Here is a 20671-nt window from a genome sequence, read left to right as displayed (position 1 = left end):
CAACGGGGAAACAAAAAGGGCCGGGGATAACCCCGACCCTTTCAGAACAATTACCGCAGAGAATTACTCTTCATCTTCGGCGATATCATCGTCAGTGTCCGCTTCCGGCGCGATATCCTCATCGCCTTCCGCTACGCTGCCGTCGATGGCATCCAGTTCTTCATCATCAACCGGCTCAGCAACACGCTGCAGGCCCACCACGTTTTCATCTTCCGCGGTGCGGATGAGGATAACGCCCTGGGTGTTACGCCCTACCACGCTGACTTCCGATACGCGGGTGCGCACCAGCGTGCCCGCATCGGTGATCATCATGATCTGGTCGGTATCAGTTACCTGCACCGCTCCCACCACGGAACCGTTACGCTCGGTCACTTTGATCGAGATAACGCCCTGCGTCGCACGAGATTTGGTCGGATACTCTTCAGCCGCAGTACGTTTGCCGTAGCCATTCTGCGTCACGGTCAGGATAGCCCCTTCGCCACGCGGAATAATCAGCGAAACGACTTTATCCTCGCCTGCGAGCTTGATACCGCGCACGCCGGTCGCGGTACGACCCATCGCACGAACAGCATCTTCTTTAAAGCGCACAACTTTACCGGCAGCAGAGAACAGCATGACTTCATCCTGACCCGAGGTCAGATCGACGCCAATCAGCTCATCGCCTTCGTTGAGGTTAACCGCAATAATACCGGCTGAACGCGGACGGCTGAACTCGGTCAGCGCCGTTTTCTTCACGGTACCGCTGGCGGTGGCCATAAAGACGTTCACGCCCTCTTCGTACTCGCGCACCGGCAGAATAGCGGTGATACGTTCGTTGGCTTCCAGCGGCAGCAGGTTGACGATCGGACGTCCACGCGCGCCACGGCTCGCTTCCGGCAGCTGATAAACCTTCATCCAGTACAGACGACCACGGCTGGAGAAGCACAGGATCGTGTCATGGGTGTTGGCCACCAGCAGACGATCGATAAAGTCTTCTTCTTTAATACGTGCCGCAGATTTACCTTTACCACCACGACGCTGAGCTTCGTAATCGGTTAACGGCTGATACTTCACGTAGCCCTGATGGGACAGAGTCACCACAACATCTTCCTGGTTGATCAGGTCTTCGATGTTGATATCGGCGCTGTTGGCAGTAATTTCAGTACGGCGCGCATCGCCAAACTGTTCACGAACCAGCTCCAGCTCTTCGCGGATGACTTCCATCAGGCGATCGGCGCTGCCCAGAATGTGCAGCAGTTCAGCGATCTGTTCCAGCAGCTCTTTGTACTCGTCGAGCAGTTTTTCGTGCTCAAGACCGGTCAGTTTCTGCAAACGCAGATCCAGAATCGCCTGGGCCTGCTGTTCGGTCAGATAATACTGACCATCACGCACGCCAAATTCTGGTTCCAGCCATTCCGGACGCGCGGCGTCATCACCGGCACGTTCCAGCATCGCGGAAACGTTGCCCAGATCCCATGAACGCGCGATTAAGCCAGCTTTTGCTTCAGCCGGGGTCGGCGCACGGCGGATCAGCTCGATAATCGGGTCGATGTTGGCCAGAGCAATCGCCAGCGCTTCGAGGATATGTGCGCGGTCACGCGCTTTACGCAGTTCGAAAATAGTACGACGCGTCACCACTTCACGACGGTGGCGCACAAACGCAGCAATAATTTCTTTCAGGTTCATGATCTTCGGCTGACCATGGTGCAATGCAACCATGTTGATACCGAAGGAGACCTGCAACTGGGTCTGGGAGTAGAGGTTGTTGAGAACCACTTCACCCACCGCGTCGCGTTTCACTTCAATCACGATGCGCATACCGTCTTTATCAGACTCGTCACGCAGCGCGCTAATGCCTTCAACGCGTTTGTCTTTTACCAGCTCGGCGATTTTCTCAATCAGGCGCGCTTTGTTCACCTGATACGGAATTTCGTGGACGATAATAGTTTCACGACCGGTTTTCGCGTCAGCTTCCACTTCCGCGCGGGCGCGAATGTATACTTTGCCGCGACCGGTGCGGTAGGCTTCTTCAATGCCACGACGACCGTTGATGATCGCAGCGGTCGGGAAGTCCGGACCAGGAATGTGTTCCATCAGCCCTTCAATGCTGATGTCTTCGTTGTCAACGTAGGCCAGGCAACCGTTGATCACTTCGGTCAGGTTGTGCGGCGGAATGTTAGTCGCCATACCCACCGCGATGCCGGACGAACCGTTAACTAACAGGTTCGGGATCTTAGTCGGCATAACATCTGGAATTCTTTCGGTGCCGTCGTAGTTATCGACGAAATCTACCGTCTCTTTTTCCAGGTCGGCCATCAGCTCGTGGGCGATCTTCGACATACGGATTTCCGTATAACGCATCGCTGCGGCGGAGTCCCCATCGACAGAACCAAAGTTACCCTGGCCATCTACCAGCATGTAACGCAAGGAGAATGGCTGCGCCATACGAACAATGGTGTCATAAACGGCGGTATCACCATGCGGGTGGTATTTACCGATGACGTCACCCACGACACGGGCAGATTTTTTATAGGCTTTGTTCCAGTCATTGCCCAATACGTTCATGGCGTATAGTACGCGACGGTGTACCGGCTTAAGGCCATCTCGGACGTCCGGAAGCGCGCGGCCAACAATGACCGACATCGCATAATCCAGATACGAGCTCTTCAGCTCTTCCTCAATGTTGACCGGTGTAATTTCTCTCGCAAGGTCGCTCATCTAACCGCTATCCCTCTACTGTATCCCGGATTCAAAGGTCGCAAATTATAACACAGCCGCGGTGATACGGGTAAACCTATACCCAATGAATTTCGTGCTGCATCAAGGCGGCAAACGTAGGAGTCCCGATGAGCTTACTGCAGTAAGTGATTCGGGTGAGTGCGTGAAGCCAACGAAGAGGTAGTACGAAAGGCGACGGGTATATACGGTTTATTCATAGCGGTCTGCTGATATACTCGCGGGTCTGAACTGAAAAGGAGTAAAAGCGCCCATGAATGCCGAAAAACCGTCGGTGGCCCCCAACGTTGATCATAATGAAATCGCCAAATTTGAAGCTGTCGCATCGCGCTGGTGGGATTTAGAGGGCGAGTTCAAGCCATTACATCGCATCAACCCCCTGCGTCTTGGCTATATAGCAGAGCGTTCCGGCGGCCTGTTCGGCAAAAAAGTGCTCGATGTCGGCTGCGGTGGCGGCATCCTTGCAGAGAGCATGGCGCGCGAAGGCGCAACGGTGACCGGCCTGGATATGGGTTTTGAACCGCTACAGGTCGCCAAACTGCATGCGCTGGAGAGCGGAATTCAGGTCACCTATGTCCAGGAAACGGTTGAAGAGCACGCGGCGAAGCACGCTCAGCAGTATGACGTCGTCACCTGTATGGAGATGCTGGAGCATGTCCCTGATCCGCAATCCGTAGTTCACGCCTGCGCGCGATTAGTAAAACCAGGCGGCCAGGTCTTCTTCTCCACGATTAACCGTAACGGTAAAGCTTGGCTAATGGCGGTGGTAGGTGCTGAGTACGTTATGAAGATGGTGCCAAAAGGGACCCATGACGTGAAGAAATTCATTAAACCTGCGGAGCTAATTGGTTGGATTGATCAGACTATTCTGAAAGAGCAGCATATTACCGGCCTGCATTACAATCCACTGACCAACACCTTCAAGCTGGCACCCGGCGTTGATGTTAACTATATGTTGCATACAACAGCCAAAAGCGCATAACGTCAGCAGCTTTTCTTATGATGATTGCGCGGCATCAAGCCGCGTGATTTTTTCTTGCGATGAAGAAATCAGCACTCGATCAAATTTTCATTTTTTTTTCTGATTTATTGACATCTCTTCCAGGCCTTATGTGGCGTGGACTTAGCGATCATTACGCTTCCGCAACCTCAATTTAACCTCAAAATCAACTCTTGTACTCAAAAGAATCCTTACTAGAATACTCACCATATAGCGTTTCTTTTATCGACCACCCCCTACATATAGTATTTATCCACAGAGTTAGTCACAACGGCTATCTGTGGATAAGTGGGGGATATTTTCTTTCACGGACAGGTATAATCCACATGAATCAGAGTCTGCTGGTGACAAAGCGTGACGGTAGCACCGAGCGCATCAATCTCGACAAAATCCACCGCGTGCTGGATTGGGCGGCAGAAGGACTGAATAACGTTTCGATTTCTCAGGTAGAACTGCGTTCACACATTCAGTTCTATGACGGCATCAAAACCGCCGATATTCACGAAACTATTATTAAAGCCGCTGCGGACCTTATCTCCCGCGAGGCACCGGATTACCAGTATCTCGCCGCACGTCTGGCGATTTTCCATCTGCGTAAAAAAGCCTACGGCCAGTTTGAGCCGCCAGCGCTGTTCGATCACGTGTCAAAGATGGTGAAAAACGGCAAATACGATACTCATCTGCTGGAAGACTACACGGAAGAAGAGTTCAAGCAGATGGATTCGTTCATCGAGCACGATCGTGATATGACCTTCTCCTATGCTGCAGTTAAGCAACTGGAAGGGAAATACCTGGTGCAGAACCGCGTCACCGGCGAGATCTACGAAAGCGCGCAGTTCCTGTACATTTTGGTCGCCGCGTGCCTGTTCTCTAACTATCCGCGCGCAACCCGTCTGGACTACGTGAAGCGTTTCTATGATGCGGTGTCGACCTTTAAAATCTCGCTGCCCACGCCGATTATGTCCGGCGTGCGCACCCCAACTCGCCAGTTCAGCTCCTGCGTTCTGATCGAGTGCGGTGACAGCCTGGATTCCATCAATGCCACCTCCAGCGCGATTGTGAAATACGTTTCTCAGCGTGCGGGTATCGGTATTAACGCTGGCCGCATTCGTGCGCTGGGCAGCCCGATCCGCGGCGGCGAAGCGTTCCACACCGGCTGTATCCCATTCTATAAACACTTCCAGACGGCAGTGAAATCCTGCTCTCAGGGCGGCGTGCGCGGCGGTGCGGCAACCCTCTTCTACCCGATGTGGCATCTGGAAGTCGAAAGCCTGCTGGTACTGAAAAATAACCGTGGTACCGACGCTAACCGCGTTCGTCACATGGACTACGGCGTGCAGATCAACAAGCTGATGTACACCCGCTTGCTGAAAGGCGGAGATATCACCCTGTTCAGCCCATCCGACGTTCCGGGTCTGTACGACGCGTTCTTCGCCGATCAGGACGAGTTCGAGCGCCTGTACACCCAATATGAGCAGGACACCAGCATCCGCAAACAGCGGATCAAAGCCGTTGAACTGTTCTCACTGATGATGCAGGAACGAGCTTCTACTGGCCGTATCTATATTCAGAACGTTGATCACTGCAACACCCATAGCCCGTTTGACCCGACTGTCGCGCCGGTGCGTCAATCCAACCTGTGCCTGGAAATCGCTCTGCCGACCAAGCCGCTGGAAGACGTTAACGACGAAAATGGCGAAATCGCGCTGTGCACCCTGTCCGCTTTCAACCTTGGCGTAATTGATAGCCTCGATGAGCTGGAAGATCTGGCGGTGCTGGCGGTTCGCGCCCTGGATGCCCTGCTTGATTATCAGGACTACCCGATCCCGGCAGCCAAACGCGGCGCCATGGGTCGTCGTACGCTGGGCATTGGCGTGATTAACTTCGCCTACTATCTGGCGAAGCACGGCAAACGCTATTCCGACGGCAGCGCCAACAACCTGACGCACAAAACGTTCGAAGCCATTCAGTATTACCTGCTGAAAGCTTCTAACGAGCTGGCTATCGAGCAAGGCGCATGTCCGTGGTTTAACGAAACCACCTATGCGAAAGGCATTCTGCCGATCGATACCTATAAAAAAGATCTCGATGCTATCGTCAGCGAATCCCTGCACTACGACTGGGAAGCCCTGCGCGAATCGATCAAAACGCACGGCCTGCGTAACTCCACGCTCTCCGCGCTGATGCCGTCCGAGACCTCTTCGCAGATCTCCAACGCCACTAACGGCATTGAACCGCCGCGCGGCCACGTCAGCATCAAAGCGTCGAAAGACGGTATCCTGCGTCAGGTGGTGCCGGACTACGAAAAACTACAGAACGGCTACGAGCTGCTGTGGGAAATGCCGGGCAACGATGGTTATTTACAGCTGGTGGGTATCATGCAGAAGTTTATCGACCAGTCGATTTCTGCCAACACCAACTACGATCCGACGCGTTTCCCATCCGGGAAAGTGCCGATGCAGCAGTTGCTGAAAGACTTGCTCAATGCCTATAAATTCGGCGTGAAAACTCTGTACTATCACAACACCCGTGATGGCGCGGAAGATGCCCAGGATGACCTGGCGCCGTCCATTCAGGACGATGGCTGCGAAAGCGGCGCATGTAAGATCTAAGTTATTTTGCCGGGTGGCGTTACGCTTACCCGGCATACGGTTTTGTAGGCCCGGCAAACGAAGTGCCGCCGGGTGATACAATCTCAACAGGACTCACTTCAATGGCATATACCACTTTCTCACAGACTAAAAACGATCAGTTGCTTGAGCCGATGTTTTTTGGTCAACCGGTGAACGTCGCCCGCTACGATCAGCAAAAATATGACATCTTCGAAAAGCTGATTGAAAAGCAGCTCTCCTTCTTCTGGCGTCCGGAAGAAGTTGACGTTTCCCGCGACCGTATCGACTACCAGGCGCTGCCGGAGCATGAAAAACATATCTTCATCAGCAACCTGAAGTATCAGACGCTGCTCGACTCCATCCAGGGCCGCAGCCCGAACGTCGCTCTGCTGCCGCTGATTTCAATTCCGGAACTGGAAACCTGGGTTGAAACCTGGGCGTTTTCGGAAACGATCCACTCGCGCTCCTACACCCACATCATCCGTAATATCGTCAACGATCCGGCGGTGGTGTTTGACGATATCGTCACCAACGAGCAGATTCAGAAACGCGCGGAAGGGATCTCCAGCTACTACGATGAATTGATCGAGCTAACCAGCTACTGGCATCTGCTGGGTGAAGGTACGCACAGCGTTAATGGTAAAACCATCACCGTTAACCTGCGCGAGCTGAAAAAGAAACTCTATATCTGCCTGATGAGCGTTAACGCGCTGGAAGCCATCCGCTTCTACGTCAGCTTCGCCTGCTCCTTCGCCTTCGCCGAGCGCAAGCTGATGGAAGGGAATGCCAAGATTATCCGCCTGATTGCCCGTGACGAAGCGCTGCACCTGACCGGCACCCAGCATATGCTCAACCTGCTGCGTTCTGGCGTCGATGACCCGGAAATGGCGGAAATCGCCGAAGAGTGCAAGCAGGAGTGCTATGACCTGTTTGTCCTGGCGGCCCAGCAGGAGAAAGAGTGGGCAGATTATCTGTTCCGCGACGGTTCGATGATCGGCCTGAATAAAGATATTCTGTGTCAGTACGTCGAATACATCACCAACATTCGCATGCAGGCGGTGGGTCTCGATCTGCCGTTCCAGACCCGCTCCAACCCGATCCCGTGGATCAACACCTGGCTGGTGTCCGATAACGTACAGGTTGCCCCGCAGGAAGTAGAAGTCAGTTCTTATCTGGTCGGACAAATTGACGCAGAAGTCGATGCTGACGATCTGAGTAACTTCCAGCTCTGATGAAACGCATTTTTTTGAAGATTTCTGACACTCGCCTTGAGTGTCAGGATGAGCACCCTTCGCTGCTCGCAGCCCTGGAATCACATAATATCGACGTGGAGTATCAGTGCCGCGAAGGTTACTGCGGTTCCTGCCGCACGCGGCTGGTTTCCGGTCAGGTTGACTGGCTAACCGAGCCGCTGGCGTTTATCCAGCCGGGAGAGATTTTGCCCTGCTGCTGCCGGGCAAAAGGGGACATTGAAATTGAGATGTAATATTTAATGTACTTCGTGCGCGGAGACCAGCTTAACGTCGCCGCGTTTTTTCATCTGCAGGATATACAGCGCGCCGGCAAGCACCACCAGTACCGCCCCCATCAGATAAATTGAACGATAGCCCACGCCCTCCACCATCAAGCCCATAACGAAAGCGCCCAACGCCAGTCCCGCATCCATTGCATTAAAAAACAGTGAGTTCGCCACGCCGATTTTATGCGGCTCTACCGAACTGATGATCTGCGTCTGGAATATTGGCGTAACGGAACCGTAGCCAATGCCAATCAGCGCTCCAGATAAAACCATGGTGATGCTGCCGTGGGTATAGCCCAGTACCACCAGGCCTACAGTGAATGCGAACAGGCAGGGATAAACCACATACTTCGGCCCCTTTTTATCACAGACGTTACCGGTGAAGGCACGGCAGATCATTAGAAATATGGCATAGCACAGCAGAAAATTACTCGCGGCGGCCATCAGATCTAATTCGCGGGCATACAGGGCAAGGAAAGCAGAAACGCCAGCGTAGGCAAAGGTCATAAAGAAGGTGACCAGGGCAAACGGCATGGCTGCGCGATCGAACATAGCAGCAAAACCCAGCTTCGGTTTTGAACCGTCAGCATGGCGAATCACCGGCGGCACGGCCACAATCAGCGCCAGCACGATGCTGACAATCGAGACGCCGGTGCACAACCAGAACGCTTCAATATACGCGCTATGCCGCGCCATATTCAGACCGATCCACGGTCCCACCACCATCGCCAGACCCATCGCTAATGAGAAAAAACTGATGCCCTCTCCACGTCGGGAGGCCGGTATTAACCGCGCAGAAATCGTCCCCTTCACCGTTGTTATCACCCCAAAAGTGATCCCATGAAGCACGCGAATAAATAGCAATGTTTCGATAGAATGGCAAAGCGGATATAACGCAGTCACTACCAAAAAAGCCAGAGAAGAAAGCATCAGAACCGTTTTATTCGAATATTTCCCTACCCACTGCCCGGCAAACGGGCGAATAATAATCGCCGCGATCAGAAAACAAGTTACCAGCAGTCCGGCTTTGTCGGCGGTGGCATGCAAATTGTCGGCAATATAAATAGGAAGCAGCGTTAGCTGTACATAGAAAACAAAGAAGATAATAAAACTAATAATAGTTATTGCCCAAAAATCTTTCGTCCATAATTTCTCTTTCATCGATAAGCACCCTGTTTATACGGCGCGTAGCATCACATTCATCATCGATATCTAACGGATAAGTAGACTATCGACACAGATGATTGCGTACGTGATTTTGTGATTAAGCCTGTTGAAAAATTATATGAAAATACACTACATTAGTAAAATTAATCCTATTAATGACTTTGATTAGAAATCACTAATGACGCTAACACAGATAAACGCTCTACTCATGGTGCTTGAATGCGGCGGGTTTACCGAGGCGGGAAAACGCCTGTACATGACCCAATCAGCCGTCAGTCAGGCGATTAATGCGCTAGAAGAGGAGCTGGGAGTCGTAATTATGGTACGCGAGCGGCGAAAGGCCATCACGCTAACGGCAGTCGGTGAACGGATCGTCTCCCATCTGCGACGACTGGCGCATGAGGTCAACGCGGTGAAAGAAATCGCCGAGCAGGAAAAACAGTCGCCGTTACGATTACTGCGTATTGGCTGCTTCCCCAGTATTTGTGCCTGTATTTTACCGCAGGTGGTGCGCTATTTTGAAACATACTACCCGCAGATTAAAATTATTCCCCACGAAGCCAACAGTACGGAAATTATTGAATCCCTACGTCAGGATAAAATTGATATTGGTTTTGTTCACTCTCCGGTGCCCAATATGTATTCCCTCCCGGTCTACAAAGATAAATTCACCGTCGTGGTTCCGGAAAACCACCCGTTTGCACAGCGCGACTCCGTAAAGCTTGAAGATCTCTTCAGCGAGCCGTTAATTACCAGTACAGGCCGCTATGAGCTAAGTATTATGGCGTTATTTAAAGAGCACAATATTACGCCCGAGATTAAATATGAATTCAACCACCCGGCAACGGCCATCAGTTTTATCCGCCAGGGACTGGGCATCGCGCTGCTCCCCGAACTGACGCTCAAAGCGCTGGAGCATCCGCTGCGTTCCGTGGCCCTGGAGCCAGCCTTTTATCGACATATTTCTCTTATTGCCAACCACCCTCCAGTAACGGGCAGCCCCTTGCAGATACTCAATGAGTGCCTCCATCAACTGGTCACAGAAGGTAAAATTTAAACGATCCGCTGCACAAAACGGCAAAAGATTTTCGTTTTGAGTTCGAATATGCTCGATATCAAACAAAAATAAATAAATACGTGCCTTAATGATGTAAAACGAACATCGGGGGCACAGAATGAATTCTGCCAACTCAGACTTCGAGGTCATTATCATTGGCGGCGGCGCAACGGGTGCCGGAATTGCGCGCGACTGCGCGCTGCGCGGACTGAAGGTGGCGCTGGTTGAGCGTTATGATATCGCCACCGGCGCAACCGGCCGCAACCATGGATTGCTGCACAGCGGCGCGCGCTATGCGGTCACCGATAGCGAATCTGCGCGGGAGTGCATCAGCGAAAACCGCATTTTACGCCGCATCGCCCGCCACTGTATTGAACCGACCAGCGGATTGTTTATCACCCTCCCCGAGGACGACCGGGCCTACCAGCAAACCTTTATTACCGCCTGTCAACAAGCGGGTATCGATGCCAATCCTCTGACGCCTTCCGAGGCGCTGCGCATTGAGCCTGCGGTCAACCCAACGCTGCTCGGCGCGGTGCAGGTTCCTGACGGCACCGTCGACCCGTTCCGCCTCACTGCCGCCAATATGCTGGATGCTCGCGAGCATGGCGCCTTGATTTATACCGGCTGCGAAGTGACAAGTCTGCTGCGCAATGGCGATACCGTCAGTGGCGTACAGCTCTACAACCACTCACAGCGTCAGACGCAGACTCTACGCGCCAGCGTGGTGGTTAACGCTGCCGGGATCTGGGGGCAGCGCATCGCCGAATATGCCGACCTGCGCGTCGCCATGTTCCCGGCTAAGGGCTCGCTGCTCATCCTCGACCATCGCATTAACCAGCAGGTTATCAACCGCTGCCGTAAACCTGCCGATGCCGATATCCTGGTCCCCGGCGATACCATCTCGCTGATTGGTACCACCTCAACGCACATCGCTTACGATGAGATTGATGACAATCGGGTCACCGCCGCCGAAGTTGATATTCTACTGCGCGAAGGCGAAAAGCTGGCCCCGGTACTGGGCCGCACTCGGGTACTGCGCGCCTACTCCGGCGTGCGCCCGCTGGTCGCCAGCGATGACGACCCGAGCGGACGTAGCGTCAGCCGCGGCATCGTTCTGCTCGACCACGCCGAGCGCGACGGTCTGAAAAGCTTTATTACCATTACCGGCGGCAAGCTGATGACCTATCGCCTGATGGCGGAATGGGCCACCGATGCCGTATGCCGCAAGCTCGGTAACGCCGTCGCCTGCACCACCGCCGACACGCCGCTGCCGGGCTCGCAAGAACCGACGGAAACCACCCTGCGCAAAATTATCTCTTTACCCGCGCCGCTACGCGGGTCGGCTATTTACCGCCACGGCGACCGCACCCCGGCATGGCTTGGCGATAGCCGTCAGCACCGCAGCCTGATCTGCGAATGCGAGGCGGTCACCGCCGGAGAAGTTCAGTACGCGGTAGAAAATCTGGCGGTAAATAACCTGCTCGATTTACGCCGCCGTACCCGGATTGGCATGGGAACCTGCCAGGGCGAGCTTTGCGCCTGCCGCGCCGCCGGACTGCTCCAGCGTTTCAACGTCACCACCTCCGCCCGCTCGCTAACGCAGCTGTCCGAATTTCTCAACGAACGCTGGAAAGGCGTGCAGCCCGTGGCCTGGGGCGATGCGCTACGCGAAAGCGAATTCACCCGCTGGGTCTATCTCGGCCTGTGCGGGCTAGAAAAGGAGCATCAGGATGAAGTTTGATTGCGCGATTATCGGCGGCGGACTCGCCGGACTCCTGTGCGGACTGGCGCTAAACCAACGAGGCCTGCGCAGCGTGATTATCAGCCGTGGTCAGAGTGCACTGCACTTCTCTTCCGCCTCGTTGGATTTACTCTCCGCGCTGCCGAACGGCGAAACCGTCACCGATGTCGCTCACGGTATCGGCCAGTTAACAAATCAGCTTCCCGAACACCCTTATGCCAGACTTGGCGTTGAACAGGTCATGGCGTACGCCGCGCAAACCCAGAGTCTGCTCGCTTCTTGCAATATCGCTATGCAGGGAGATGCCAGCCAGCCGCATCTGCGGGTCACACCGTTAGGCACGCTACGCGCGGCCTGGCTTTCACCGCAGGAGATCGCCACCGCGCCGCTGCCAGCCCGTCAGGTTGGCCTGGTCGGCATCAGCGGTTTTGCCGATTTTCAACCGCATCTGGCCGCCGCCTCCCTGAATCAGAACGGCATCAGCGCCACTGCGCAAGAGATTGATTTACCGCTGCTCGACGTCCTGCGCGATAACCCGTCCGAATTTCGCGCCGCCAATATTGCCCGCCTGCTGGATGATGAAACCCACTGGCCCGCGCTGCTGACGGCGCTTCGTCCGCTGGCGCAACAACACGACCTGCTAATCATGCCCGCCTGCTTCGGCCTCGCCGACGACCGCTTGTATCGCTGGCTCCAACAGCGTCTGCCCTGCCCGCTTCGCCTGCTGCCCACTCTGCCGCCGTCGGTGCCAGGCATGCGTCTGCACGCTCAGCTCCAGCGTCATTTTATCCGTAGCGGCGGCATCTGGCTTACCGGCGACGAAGCGGTCAATATCAGCCACCAGGACGGCCTTGTTAACGCAGTCTGGACGCGCAACCACGGCGATATCCCACTGCGCCCGCGCTTCACGGTGCTGGCCAGCGGCAGCTTTTTTAGCAATGGGCTGGTCGCCGAACGAAACGGCGTGCGGGAGCCGATTCTTGGCCTCGACCTTCAGCAGACGCTGCCGCGCGAAAGCTGGTATCAACGGGACTTTTTTGCCTCGCAACCGTGGCAGCGCTTCGGCCTGAAAACGGATGCCACCCTGCGCCCGCAGCTTCAGGGTGAGCCGCTGAAAAACCTGTTCGCCATTGGCTCTGTGCTCGGTGGTTTTGATGCTATCGAGCTGGGATGCGGCGGCGGCGTCTGTGCGGTGACGGCGCTACACGCCGCGAAGCTAATCAGCGAGCTTGCCGGAGGTGAATCATGAACGACACCCGATTCGAACACTGTATTAAATGCACCGTTTGCACCACGACCTGTCCGGTCAGTCGGGTCAATCCGCGCTATCCGGGGCCAAAACAGGCCGGCCCGGACGGCGAACGCCTGCGACTGAAAGACGGGGCGCTTTACGACGAAGCGTTAAAATATTGCATCAACTGCAAACGCTGCGAGGTGGCCTGCCCTTCAGATGTCAAAATCGGCGATATTATCCAGCGGGCACGCATCCAATACAGCCAGCAAAAGCCGACATTACGCGATGCGATCCTCAGTCATACCGATCTAATGGGGACACTCTCCACGCCGTTTGCTCCACTGGTCAACGCCGCCACCGGGCTGATGCCGGTACGCCGGATTCTGGATGCGGCGCTCAAAATTGACCATCGCCGCACGCTGCCCAAATATGGCTTTGGCACCTTCCGCCACGCCTTTCGTCAACTGGCCGCCCAACAGGCGCAGTACAGCGAGCAGGTGGCGTTCTTTCACGGCTGCTATGTGAACTACAACTATCCTCAGCTCGGCAAAGATCTGGTTCATGTACTGAATGCGATGGGCATCGGCGTTCAACTGCTCAGCAAAGAGAAGTGCTGCGGCGTGCCGCTGATTGCCAACGGTTTTTTTGCTAAAGCGCGTAAACAGGCGCTGAGCAACGTCACCGCGATGCGGGAAAATAGCCTGCCGATTGTCGCCACGTCATCAACCTGCACCTTTACCCTGCGCGATGAATATCCGCACGTGCTTGATATCGACAACCACGACATTCGCGATCGAGTCGAGCTGGCAACCCGCTGGATCTGGCGTCAACTGGATGCGGGTCGGCCTCTGAAGTTAAAACCGCTGCCGCTGAAGGTGGTTTACCACACGCCTTGTCATATGGAGAAAATGGGCTGGTCGCTGTATACCCTTGAGCTGCTGCGGCTAATCCCCGGATTGCAGCTTGAAGTGCTCGACTCCCAGTGCTGTGGGATCGCCGGAACCTACGGGTTTAAGTCGGAGAACTACGACTCATCGCAGGCGATTGGCGCACCGTTGTTTCGGCAAATTGAAGAGAGCGGCGCTGACCTGGTGGTAACCGATTGCGAAACCTGCAAGTGGCAAATTGAGATGTCCACCAGCAAACGCTGCGAACATCCCATCACCCTACTGGCGCAGGCGCTGGCCTGAGGTCAGCGCCTGCGGTGGGGAGACTAGTAGCTCCCCTTTCCCTCCGCCTGTTCAGATACCGGTTTGAACATCGCCAGGCGCTTATCCAGTGCGCTGGTATAGAGGTTGGTATCGACGCCCACGGCAACAAAATTTGCCCCCCAGGCCAGCGCTTTGTGCGCCATCTCCGGGTCGACGGCCAGGAATCCGGCTGCTTTTCCGGCCTCGCGAATACGCCGGATGCTCTGCTCAATGATCCGCTGCACCTCCGGGTGACCGGCGTTATCCGGATACCCCAGCGAGGCCGATAAATCCGCCGGGCCGATAAACACGCCGTCAATGCCTTCCACTTCGAGGATCGCATCCAGATTATCGAGCGCCGTTTTGCTCTCCACCTGAATCAGCAAACACAGCTCATCGTTAGCCTGCGCCATATAGTTTTCCACTCGCCCCCAGCGCGCTGCACGAGCGACCCCGGCCCCTACTCCGCGCGTACCCACCGGCGGATAGCGAGTTGCCGAAACAATATCTCGCGCCTGTTCGGCGGTATCGACCATCGGGATCAATAGCGTTCTGGCACCAATATCCAGTACCTGTTTAATCAGGCTACGATTGCCCTCTACCGGGCGAATCACCGGCTGGCTGGCGTAGGGGGCGACCGCCTGTAGCTGGTGGTAGAGATCCTGAATGGTATTTGGCGCATGTTCACCATCAATCAGCAGCCAGTCGTAACCCGAGGTGGCGGCGATCTCTGCCATATAGGAAGAGGTCGAGCTCAGCCACAGGCCAATTTGCGTTTCTCCCTTCAATAATCCCGCTTTAAATGGGTTCGATAAAATTGCGTTCATAGTTCTCCCTTAAATTAATGCTGTACGCTGCCAGCCTGCGGCACCGTGCGATTAACGCGCAGTGAAAAGATAATAACAACCCCAACAATCGCCACGCAGGCGAGCGTCAATAATCCGGCAGAATTGCTGGCAAAAATCGTTTCGGCCTGGACGCGAATAATCGGCGCCAGGAAACCACCAATCGCACCGAACAGGTTCACGAAGCCGATGCCTGCGGCCAACGCGGTGCCGGACAACAATTGCGTCGGCATGGTCCAGAAAACCGGCTGCACGGCAATCACGCCGACCGCCGCCACGCACAGCGCGATAATCGCCAGTACCGGTGACACCAGCCCGGAGACCGCAATACCGATCGCCGCCGCCAACAGGGTGAATGCCGCGATGTTACGGCGCTCTCCGGTGCGGTCGGAGTAACGCGGGATAAACCAGGTGCCAAACAATGCCGCAACCCACGGAATCGCCGTCACCACCGAGGCAAAGAATCCCACTTTGGTGCCCAGCAGAGCGGCAACCTGAGTCGGCAGAAAGAAAATCAGACCATACACCGCCACCTGAATCGTCAGGTAGATAATGGCGAGCTGCCAGACGCGTCCATTGCGCAGCGCATCGGACAGCCGCGACGTGACCTTTTTCTCCTCTTCGCTGGCAAGCTGGCTAATCAACGCCTGCTTTTCAGCGGCAGTCAGAAAACGTGCGCTTTGCGGCGTATCATCAAGCCAAAAGAAGGTAAAGAACCCGGCGCCAACCGCCAGCAGCCCTTCGATAACAAACATCCAGAACCAGCCGGGGTGCCCCATAAAACCGTGCATTTCCAGCAGCGCGCCGGAGAGCGGTGAGCCCAGCGTTAACGCCAACGGTGCGCCCATATAAAACAGCCCCATAATGCTGGCGCGGTTTTGCTGAGGGAACCATTGCGAAGTCAGATAGATCATGCCAGGGAAGAAGCCCGCCTCGGCGGCACCGAGTAAAGTGCGCACCAGCAGAAATTTCGTTTCCGTATCCGCCCAGGCCATCGCCGCAGACAGAACGCCCCACAGCAGCGTGGTGCAGCCGATCCACTTTTTCGCGCCGAATTTACGCATCAACAGGTTAGCGGGTACCCCCAAAAAGGCGTACACCACAAAGAAAATCCCCGCTCCCAGCGCATAGGCTTCGTTGCTTAGCCCGGTATCCAACTGGTAGGTCTCTTTGGCAAAGCCAATATTCGAACGGTCAAGAAATGCGAGCACGTAAAGCGCCAGCATAAAGGGAATCAAACGGGCGCGGCTTTTCTTCACCACGCTCTCAAGCAAGGTGTTGCTCATCGTAATATCCTCAAAAATGGGCCGCACATCAGCGCTGTGCGGCACGGCGGGATCAGTGGCTATAAGGACGTTGCAGATTGCAGTCGCGGTTCAGCTCAACGCCAAAACCCGGTTTATCCAGCACAGATTTATGAATGCGTCCATTTTCCGGTACTGGTTCACCCAGCAGAATCGGGTCAAACTGCGGGCGCATCGTTGAGCAATCCGGGCTGGTCATCAGGAATTCGCTGAACGGCGTGTTGGTAAAGGTGATGACCGCGTGGTGCGAATAGACCGATGACCCGTGTGGGACCACCAGTTGACCGCGCGCTTTGGCGATTGCGGCAATCTCCACCAGCGTAGTCAGGCCGCCGCACCAGCCCACATCAGGCTGCATAATATCGATGCCGGTTTCCGACAGCGTGCGGAATGATTGCAGCGTGCCGTGGTGCTCGCCGCTGGTGACCATCATCCCGGCTGGCGCATTGCGTTTGAGTTCACGATAGCCTTCGTACTGCTGCGGCGGCAGACACTCTTCAATCCACTTAAGGTTATGAGGCGCGCAGGCGTGAGCCAGCTTAGTGGCGTAGTTAACGTCCTGGCTCATCCAGCAATCCAGCATCAGCCAGAAATCCGGACCGCATTTTTCGCGCATGCCAGCGACCATCGCGGCATCTTTGCGGATCCCCGCATCGCCATCGTGCGGCCCCCAGTGAGTCGGCATTTTGCCGCCGATAAAGCCCATCTCTTTCGCCAGGTCCGGACGCGCGCCGGTCGCATAGAACTGAATTTCATCGCGCACCGCGCCACCCAGCAGTTTATACACCGGCAGGCCAACCACTTTGCCGAACAGATCCCACAGCGCCAGATCGATACAGGAGATAGTGTTCATCACCAGGCCGCCGGAGCCGGAGTAGTACATGGTCGCGTTGAGCATCTGATCGTGGATCAGTTTGATATCGCTGACGCATTTGCCTTCGATAAAGCGGTTCAGGTGCTTTTCAACGATAAAGCAGCCCATTTCACCCGCCGTTGACACCGCAAACCCGGTCTGCCCATTCTCCGCTTCGACCTCGACAATCAGCGTACCCAACACGTTGATGCCAAAAGACTGGCGGGACTGCTCATACTGTTTGTATTTGCTCATCGGGGTCGCGATGTGGTCATCAATCCAGTGGTTCGCTCCCTGATCGTGATAATCGCCGCCGCCAGCGCCTTTCTCTGCGGTAGCACCGCCGATGAACCAAGCGCGGACGTGTTTAATTTTCGGTAAGGTCATGATGTTCTCCTTGTTATGAAGCTTGTTGTTCGAAGGGGCTCTTCCACCCCAACAGACGGGAAATATCTTTGGCGCAGGCAATCGCCTTACCGGCGAGGTAATCACGATTGTCTTCATTGATTTGCAGGCGCGTGCCGACCACCGAGATAGCGGCGGTCAGTTCGTTATTGGCGTTAAACACCGGCGCGGCCACGCAGCGCACGTCGGGATAGTCTTCGCCGTTATCAAAGCTCCAGCCCCGAGCGCGAATACGCCCCAGTTCATCGCGAAGCTGCTGAGCATCAGTGATAGTGGTTGGCGTGGCTCGTTCCCAGCGCAGTTCGCTGATAATTGACTCCTGAACTCGTTCCGGCTGCCAGGCCAGCAGGCATTTACCAATACCGGAACGATAAAGCGATAGGCTCTTACCTTCGTGCGAACGTACGCTAATGGTGGCCGGGGATTCGACCTTCAGAATGTAGTAGGCGTTACCGTTATCGATGATGCCCAGGTGACAGAGCAGACCGCACTGATCCATCAGCTGCGTCAGGCGCGAACGCGCCAGTTCGCGCAGGTCCATTTTGCTCAGCGCATGTCCGGCCAGCTCAACCAGCTTGGTCCACAGGCAGTAATTGTCCTGATTATCCATGCTAAGAAAGCGCTGTTTTCTCAGTTCACCTAACAGCAGATAGGCAGTGCTTTTCGGAATACCCAGTTCATCAATAATGGTCGCTGCGCTACAGGGGCCGATACGGGCGATCAAATTGAGAATATCAATGGCGCGGGTCAGCGCCGGGACTTTGCTTGATTCCAACATACTGGACTCCAATCCTGAATACTGGAATCAGTGTTACGGTTGTCGGGGAAGTAAATTGTGAGCAACTTCAAATGACGGGGCGATTCCAGAAGGGTGGACATTCAGAGGTATCAAAATGGGAGATGACGCACAGAATATTTAAAACGAAGTACAGCAGGCTGGACGAATACCACGCCGGGAAGGGATCCCGACGCGGTGACCTTATTAAACCGTGAGAGATTCGACGACGTTAATCCAGCCATGTTCACCGGCTATCGGCTCACCGTTCAGCCAACGACGCAGCATATTCAGGGCCATCATCGCGCAGACTTCCTGACGCACCTGCACGCTGTGACGATTGGTACTAAATTTCACTCGCAGCGCGTGAGTGCCTTCCGGCGTTGAGAGCGCAAAGTTCAGGTGATCGCTCTCCTGACCGCTGACCGCCAGAGCCAGACCGGCAAAGTGTTTCACCCGCCGCTCCGCCGCCCAGCGCGCCGCCTGCGCTAACGTCTCTTCCTGTGCCGGAATCACTTCGCTCGCCAACAGCGGCGCGTTAACGCGTGAAAGCTGTAGCGCCAGCAGGCCGCCGGTAAACTGCTCGCTTAGCGTCAAGCTCAGCTGGCGCTCTTGCAGGCGTCGGGCAATCTGCGCCGGTAGACCTTCAGTGCCTTCGAAGATCACGCTTTCACCGGCCACTTTCTGCACTTCCGGCCACAGCGCCAGCATCGCTTCGCGCTGCTCAGAAGGCCCGGTCAGCTTGAGTTCAATAATCGGCATTGAGGAGCGATAGCCCATCACCACGCCCGGTGGCAGCTGAAGATGGTCAAGGCTCTGCGCCAACTCGCTCTCCGAGCGACCAAAGGTGGTCAAACGCAGACACAGCGGCGGAGCCGGCAGCGGGAAACGTTCGCGCAAGCGCGGTAAGATTTCCTGCTCAACCATCACTTTGAATTCCGAAGGCACGCCGGGGGTGAAAAACATCAGGCAGCGATTGAGCTGCACGGCGAAACCGCAAGCGGTCCCGACCGGGTTGTTGATCATCTCGGCGCTTTGCGGAATTTCCGCCTGTTTACGGTTGCTGGCGGCCATTGGCCTTCCGCGCTCGGCAAAAAAGCGCGTCATCACATCCAGCCACTCTTCGTGCAAAATCAACCCTTCGCCTTTGGCCGTTGCCGCAGCCAGCGCGCTGAGATCGTCGCTGGTTGGCCCCAGGCCGCCGTTAACGATCAGCACGTCGGCGTGCTCGCTACGTTCGCGTAAAATCGCCACCAGAGCGTCAAGATCGTCGCCCACGGTATTGCGACGCTTTAAGGGTAATCCTTGATTAAAAAAGAAATCCGCCAGCCACGCGGCATTAGTATCGACGATTTGCCCATGCAGCACTTCGTCGCCGGTGGACAGCATTTCCACGTTTAGCATTGTGAACTCCAGCCTGATAAGTCGGAATACTATAGCGCAAAGCGGCTGGGAGAATGACTGAAAATCAGGCGCGGCAGAATACCACGCCAGGGAGAATCAGAAGCTGGCGTTGACGCCGACGTACGGGCCGTCCGCAACGGTATTATCGCGGTTGCCTTCTTTACCTGCCAGGTTGAGGTAGCGATAACCGGCTTCAATGCTCAGAGGACGCATAATGGTAAAGCGTGCGCCGGCATTGGCTTCCTGATAGCTGTCGATACCGCTGGAGAGCGAATCCGGGGAGTAATAATATTCGCCGAACAGGCGGAAACGGTCGCCGATTTTCCACTGCAGGCCGCCGCCTACCGCCGCCGCATAACCTTCATCACCGGCTTTTGGATTGGTGTAAACGCCTTTACCGCCAACGGTCGCCAGGAACGGACCTAAAGGAAGGTTCAGACCCAGGCCTAAGCCCGCCGCATCACCATCATCATCGTTGTGCAGCCAGTTACCGGATATCGCCAGCCCGGTGGATTCGGTACCAAAACCAACCCCAAGGTTGGTGTAGTGCTCACCGGCCTGCCCGCTGACGCTGATCGCATTTGCCGCCGTCGAGACGAACATCATGCCAGCGAGGGCCAAAAATATACTTTTTTTCATTTTTTACTCTATCCAGAAAACAAGAATTTAAAAGTCCCGAAAAACCGCGAAATTGTACTGCTGAATGCTAAGGAATCAATGCGCTAAAGCGACCTTTACCATTGTGATTGTAACCAGTTGCTACCGAATATTTGCCAACGGTCGCGGATATCAAATCGATAGCCAGAGCCAGATTGCCCGCACTGACTATTTATTCTACAAATAGCGC

At 55.2% G+C, this 20671-nt stretch carries 16 protein-coding genes; 8 read left to right on the top strand and 8 right to left on the bottom strand.

Features of this window, described 5'->3' with window-relative positions; genetic code table 11:
• Nucleotides 1–63: 63 nt before the first annotated feature.
• Nucleotides 64–2697 carry a DNA topoisomerase (ATP-hydrolyzing) subunit A gene (gyrA, locus tag AC07P6_RS09440; RefSeq protein WP_304260695.1) on the bottom strand — a complete coding sequence of 878 codons (2634 nt, stop codon included), beginning with the start codon at nucleotides 2695–2697 and terminating at the stop codon, nucleotides 64–66.
• 271 nt (nucleotides 2698–2968) lie between these two features.
• Between gyrA and ubiG the strand changes: the two genes are divergently transcribed.
• The 4 genes from ubiG to yfaE all read left to right on the top strand — a co-directional run bounded on the left by ubiG (nucleotide 2969) and on the right by yfaE (nucleotide 7813).
• Nucleotides 2969–3697, top strand: coding sequence for a bifunctional 2-polyprenyl-6-hydroxyphenol methylase/3-demethylubiquinol 3-O-methyltransferase UbiG (ubiG, locus tag AC07P6_RS09435; RefSeq protein ID WP_434662298.1), 729 nt, complete (start codon nucleotides 2969–2971; stop codon nucleotides 3695–3697).
• A 344-nt stretch (nucleotides 3698–4041) separates the two neighbouring features.
• Entirely contained in the window at nucleotides 4042–6327 is a 2286-nt protein-coding gene (gene nrdA / locus AC07P6_RS09430; protein WP_181485520.1) for a class 1a ribonucleoside-diphosphate reductase subunit alpha, read from the top strand.
• Between the two features lie 101 nt (nucleotides 6328–6428).
• On the top strand, nucleotides 6429–7559 hold the full coding sequence (gene nrdB, locus AC07P6_RS09425; RefSeq protein ID WP_110272321.1) for a class Ia ribonucleoside-diphosphate reductase subunit beta: 1131 nt from the start codon (nucleotides 6429–6431) through the stop codon (nucleotides 7557–7559).
• Nucleotides 7559–7813, top strand: coding sequence for a class I ribonucleotide reductase maintenance protein YfaE (gene yfaE / locus AC07P6_RS09420; protein WP_002913017.1), 255 nt, complete (start codon nucleotides 7559–7561; stop codon nucleotides 7811–7813). Before nrdB ends, yfaE begins: the two co-directional genes overlap by 1 nt.
• A 3-nt stretch (nucleotides 7814–7816) precedes the next feature.
• Here the strand turns inward: yfaE and AC07P6_RS09415 are convergent, their stop codons facing one another.
• Nucleotides 7817–9007, bottom strand: coding sequence for an MFS transporter (locus AC07P6_RS09415; RefSeq protein ID WP_478316096.1), 1191 nt, complete (start codon nucleotides 9005–9007; stop codon nucleotides 7817–7819).
• 184 nt (nucleotides 9008–9191) lie between these two features.
• Here AC07P6_RS09415 and AC07P6_RS09410 point away from each other — a divergent pair, with 184 nt between their 5' ends.
• The 4 genes from AC07P6_RS09410 (at nucleotide 9192) to glpC (ending at nucleotide 14238) form a co-directional block, all read left to right on the top strand.
• Nucleotides 9192–10070 (top strand): LysR family transcriptional regulator, encoded by an 879-nt coding sequence (locus AC07P6_RS09410; RefSeq protein ID WP_478316095.1) that lies wholly within the window; start codon nucleotides 9192–9194, stop codon nucleotides 10068–10070.
• Between the two features lie 118 nt (nucleotides 10071–10188).
• Nucleotides 10189–11814, top strand: coding sequence for an anaerobic glycerol-3-phosphate dehydrogenase subunit A (gene glpA / locus AC07P6_RS09405; protein ID WP_478316094.1), 1626 nt, complete (start codon nucleotides 10189–10191; stop codon nucleotides 11812–11814).
• Nucleotides 11804–13063 (top strand): glycerol-3-phosphate dehydrogenase subunit GlpB, encoded by a 1260-nt coding sequence (gene glpB / locus AC07P6_RS09400; protein ID WP_434662289.1) that lies wholly within the window; start codon nucleotides 11804–11806, stop codon nucleotides 13061–13063. Before glpA ends, glpB begins: the two co-directional genes overlap by 11 nt.
• Nucleotides 13060–14238, top strand: a complete 1179-nt coding sequence (glpC, locus tag AC07P6_RS09395; protein ID WP_434662288.1) for an anaerobic glycerol-3-phosphate dehydrogenase subunit GlpC — start codon at nucleotides 13060–13062, stop codon at nucleotides 14236–14238. The genes glpB and glpC overlap by 4 nt, the downstream gene beginning before the upstream one ends.
• Before the next feature lie 23 nt (nucleotides 14239–14261).
• Here the strand turns inward: glpC and yfaU are convergent, their stop codons facing one another.
• The 6 genes from yfaU to AC07P6_RS09365 all read right to left on the bottom strand — a co-directional run bounded on the left by yfaU (nucleotide 14262) and on the right by AC07P6_RS09365 (nucleotide 20463).
• Nucleotides 14262–15065, bottom strand: coding sequence for a 2-keto-3-deoxy-L-rhamnonate aldolase (yfaU, locus tag AC07P6_RS09390; RefSeq protein WP_304260716.1), 804 nt, complete (start codon nucleotides 15063–15065; stop codon nucleotides 14262–14264).
• Between the two features lie 14 nt (nucleotides 15066–15079).
• Entirely contained in the window at nucleotides 15080–16369 is a 1290-nt protein-coding gene (locus AC07P6_RS09385; protein WP_112213022.1) for an MFS transporter, read from the bottom strand.
• Between the two features lie 52 nt (nucleotides 16370–16421).
• Complete coding sequence (rhmD, locus tag AC07P6_RS09380; RefSeq protein ID WP_434662285.1) at nucleotides 16422–17627, bottom strand: L-rhamnonate dehydratase; 1206 nt, start codon at nucleotides 17625–17627, stop codon at nucleotides 16422–16424.
• 13 nt (nucleotides 17628–17640) lie between these two features.
• A complete protein-coding gene (locus AC07P6_RS09375) occupies nucleotides 17641–18423 on the bottom strand; it encodes an IclR family transcriptional regulator (RefSeq protein ID WP_110272313.1) in 783 nt (260 codons plus the stop codon).
• A gap of 204 nt (nucleotides 18424–18627) precedes the next feature.
• The gene (locus AC07P6_RS09370) at nucleotides 18628–19824 is read right to left on the bottom strand and encodes a nicotinamide mononucleotide deamidase-related protein YfaY (protein ID WP_182240057.1); all 1197 of its coding nucleotides are present in this window, start codon (nucleotides 19822–19824) and stop codon (nucleotides 18628–18630) included.
• Between the two features lie 96 nt (nucleotides 19825–19920).
• On the bottom strand, nucleotides 19921–20463 hold the full coding sequence (locus AC07P6_RS09365) for a YfaZ family outer membrane protein (RefSeq protein ID WP_181485507.1): 543 nt from the start codon (nucleotides 20461–20463) through the stop codon (nucleotides 19921–19923).
• Between the last annotated feature and the right edge of the window lie 208 nt (nucleotides 20464–20671).

This window comes from Klebsiella sp. GFKo11 (assembly GCF_056490265.1).
This window is presented reverse-complemented; position numbering and strand designations above follow the sequence as displayed.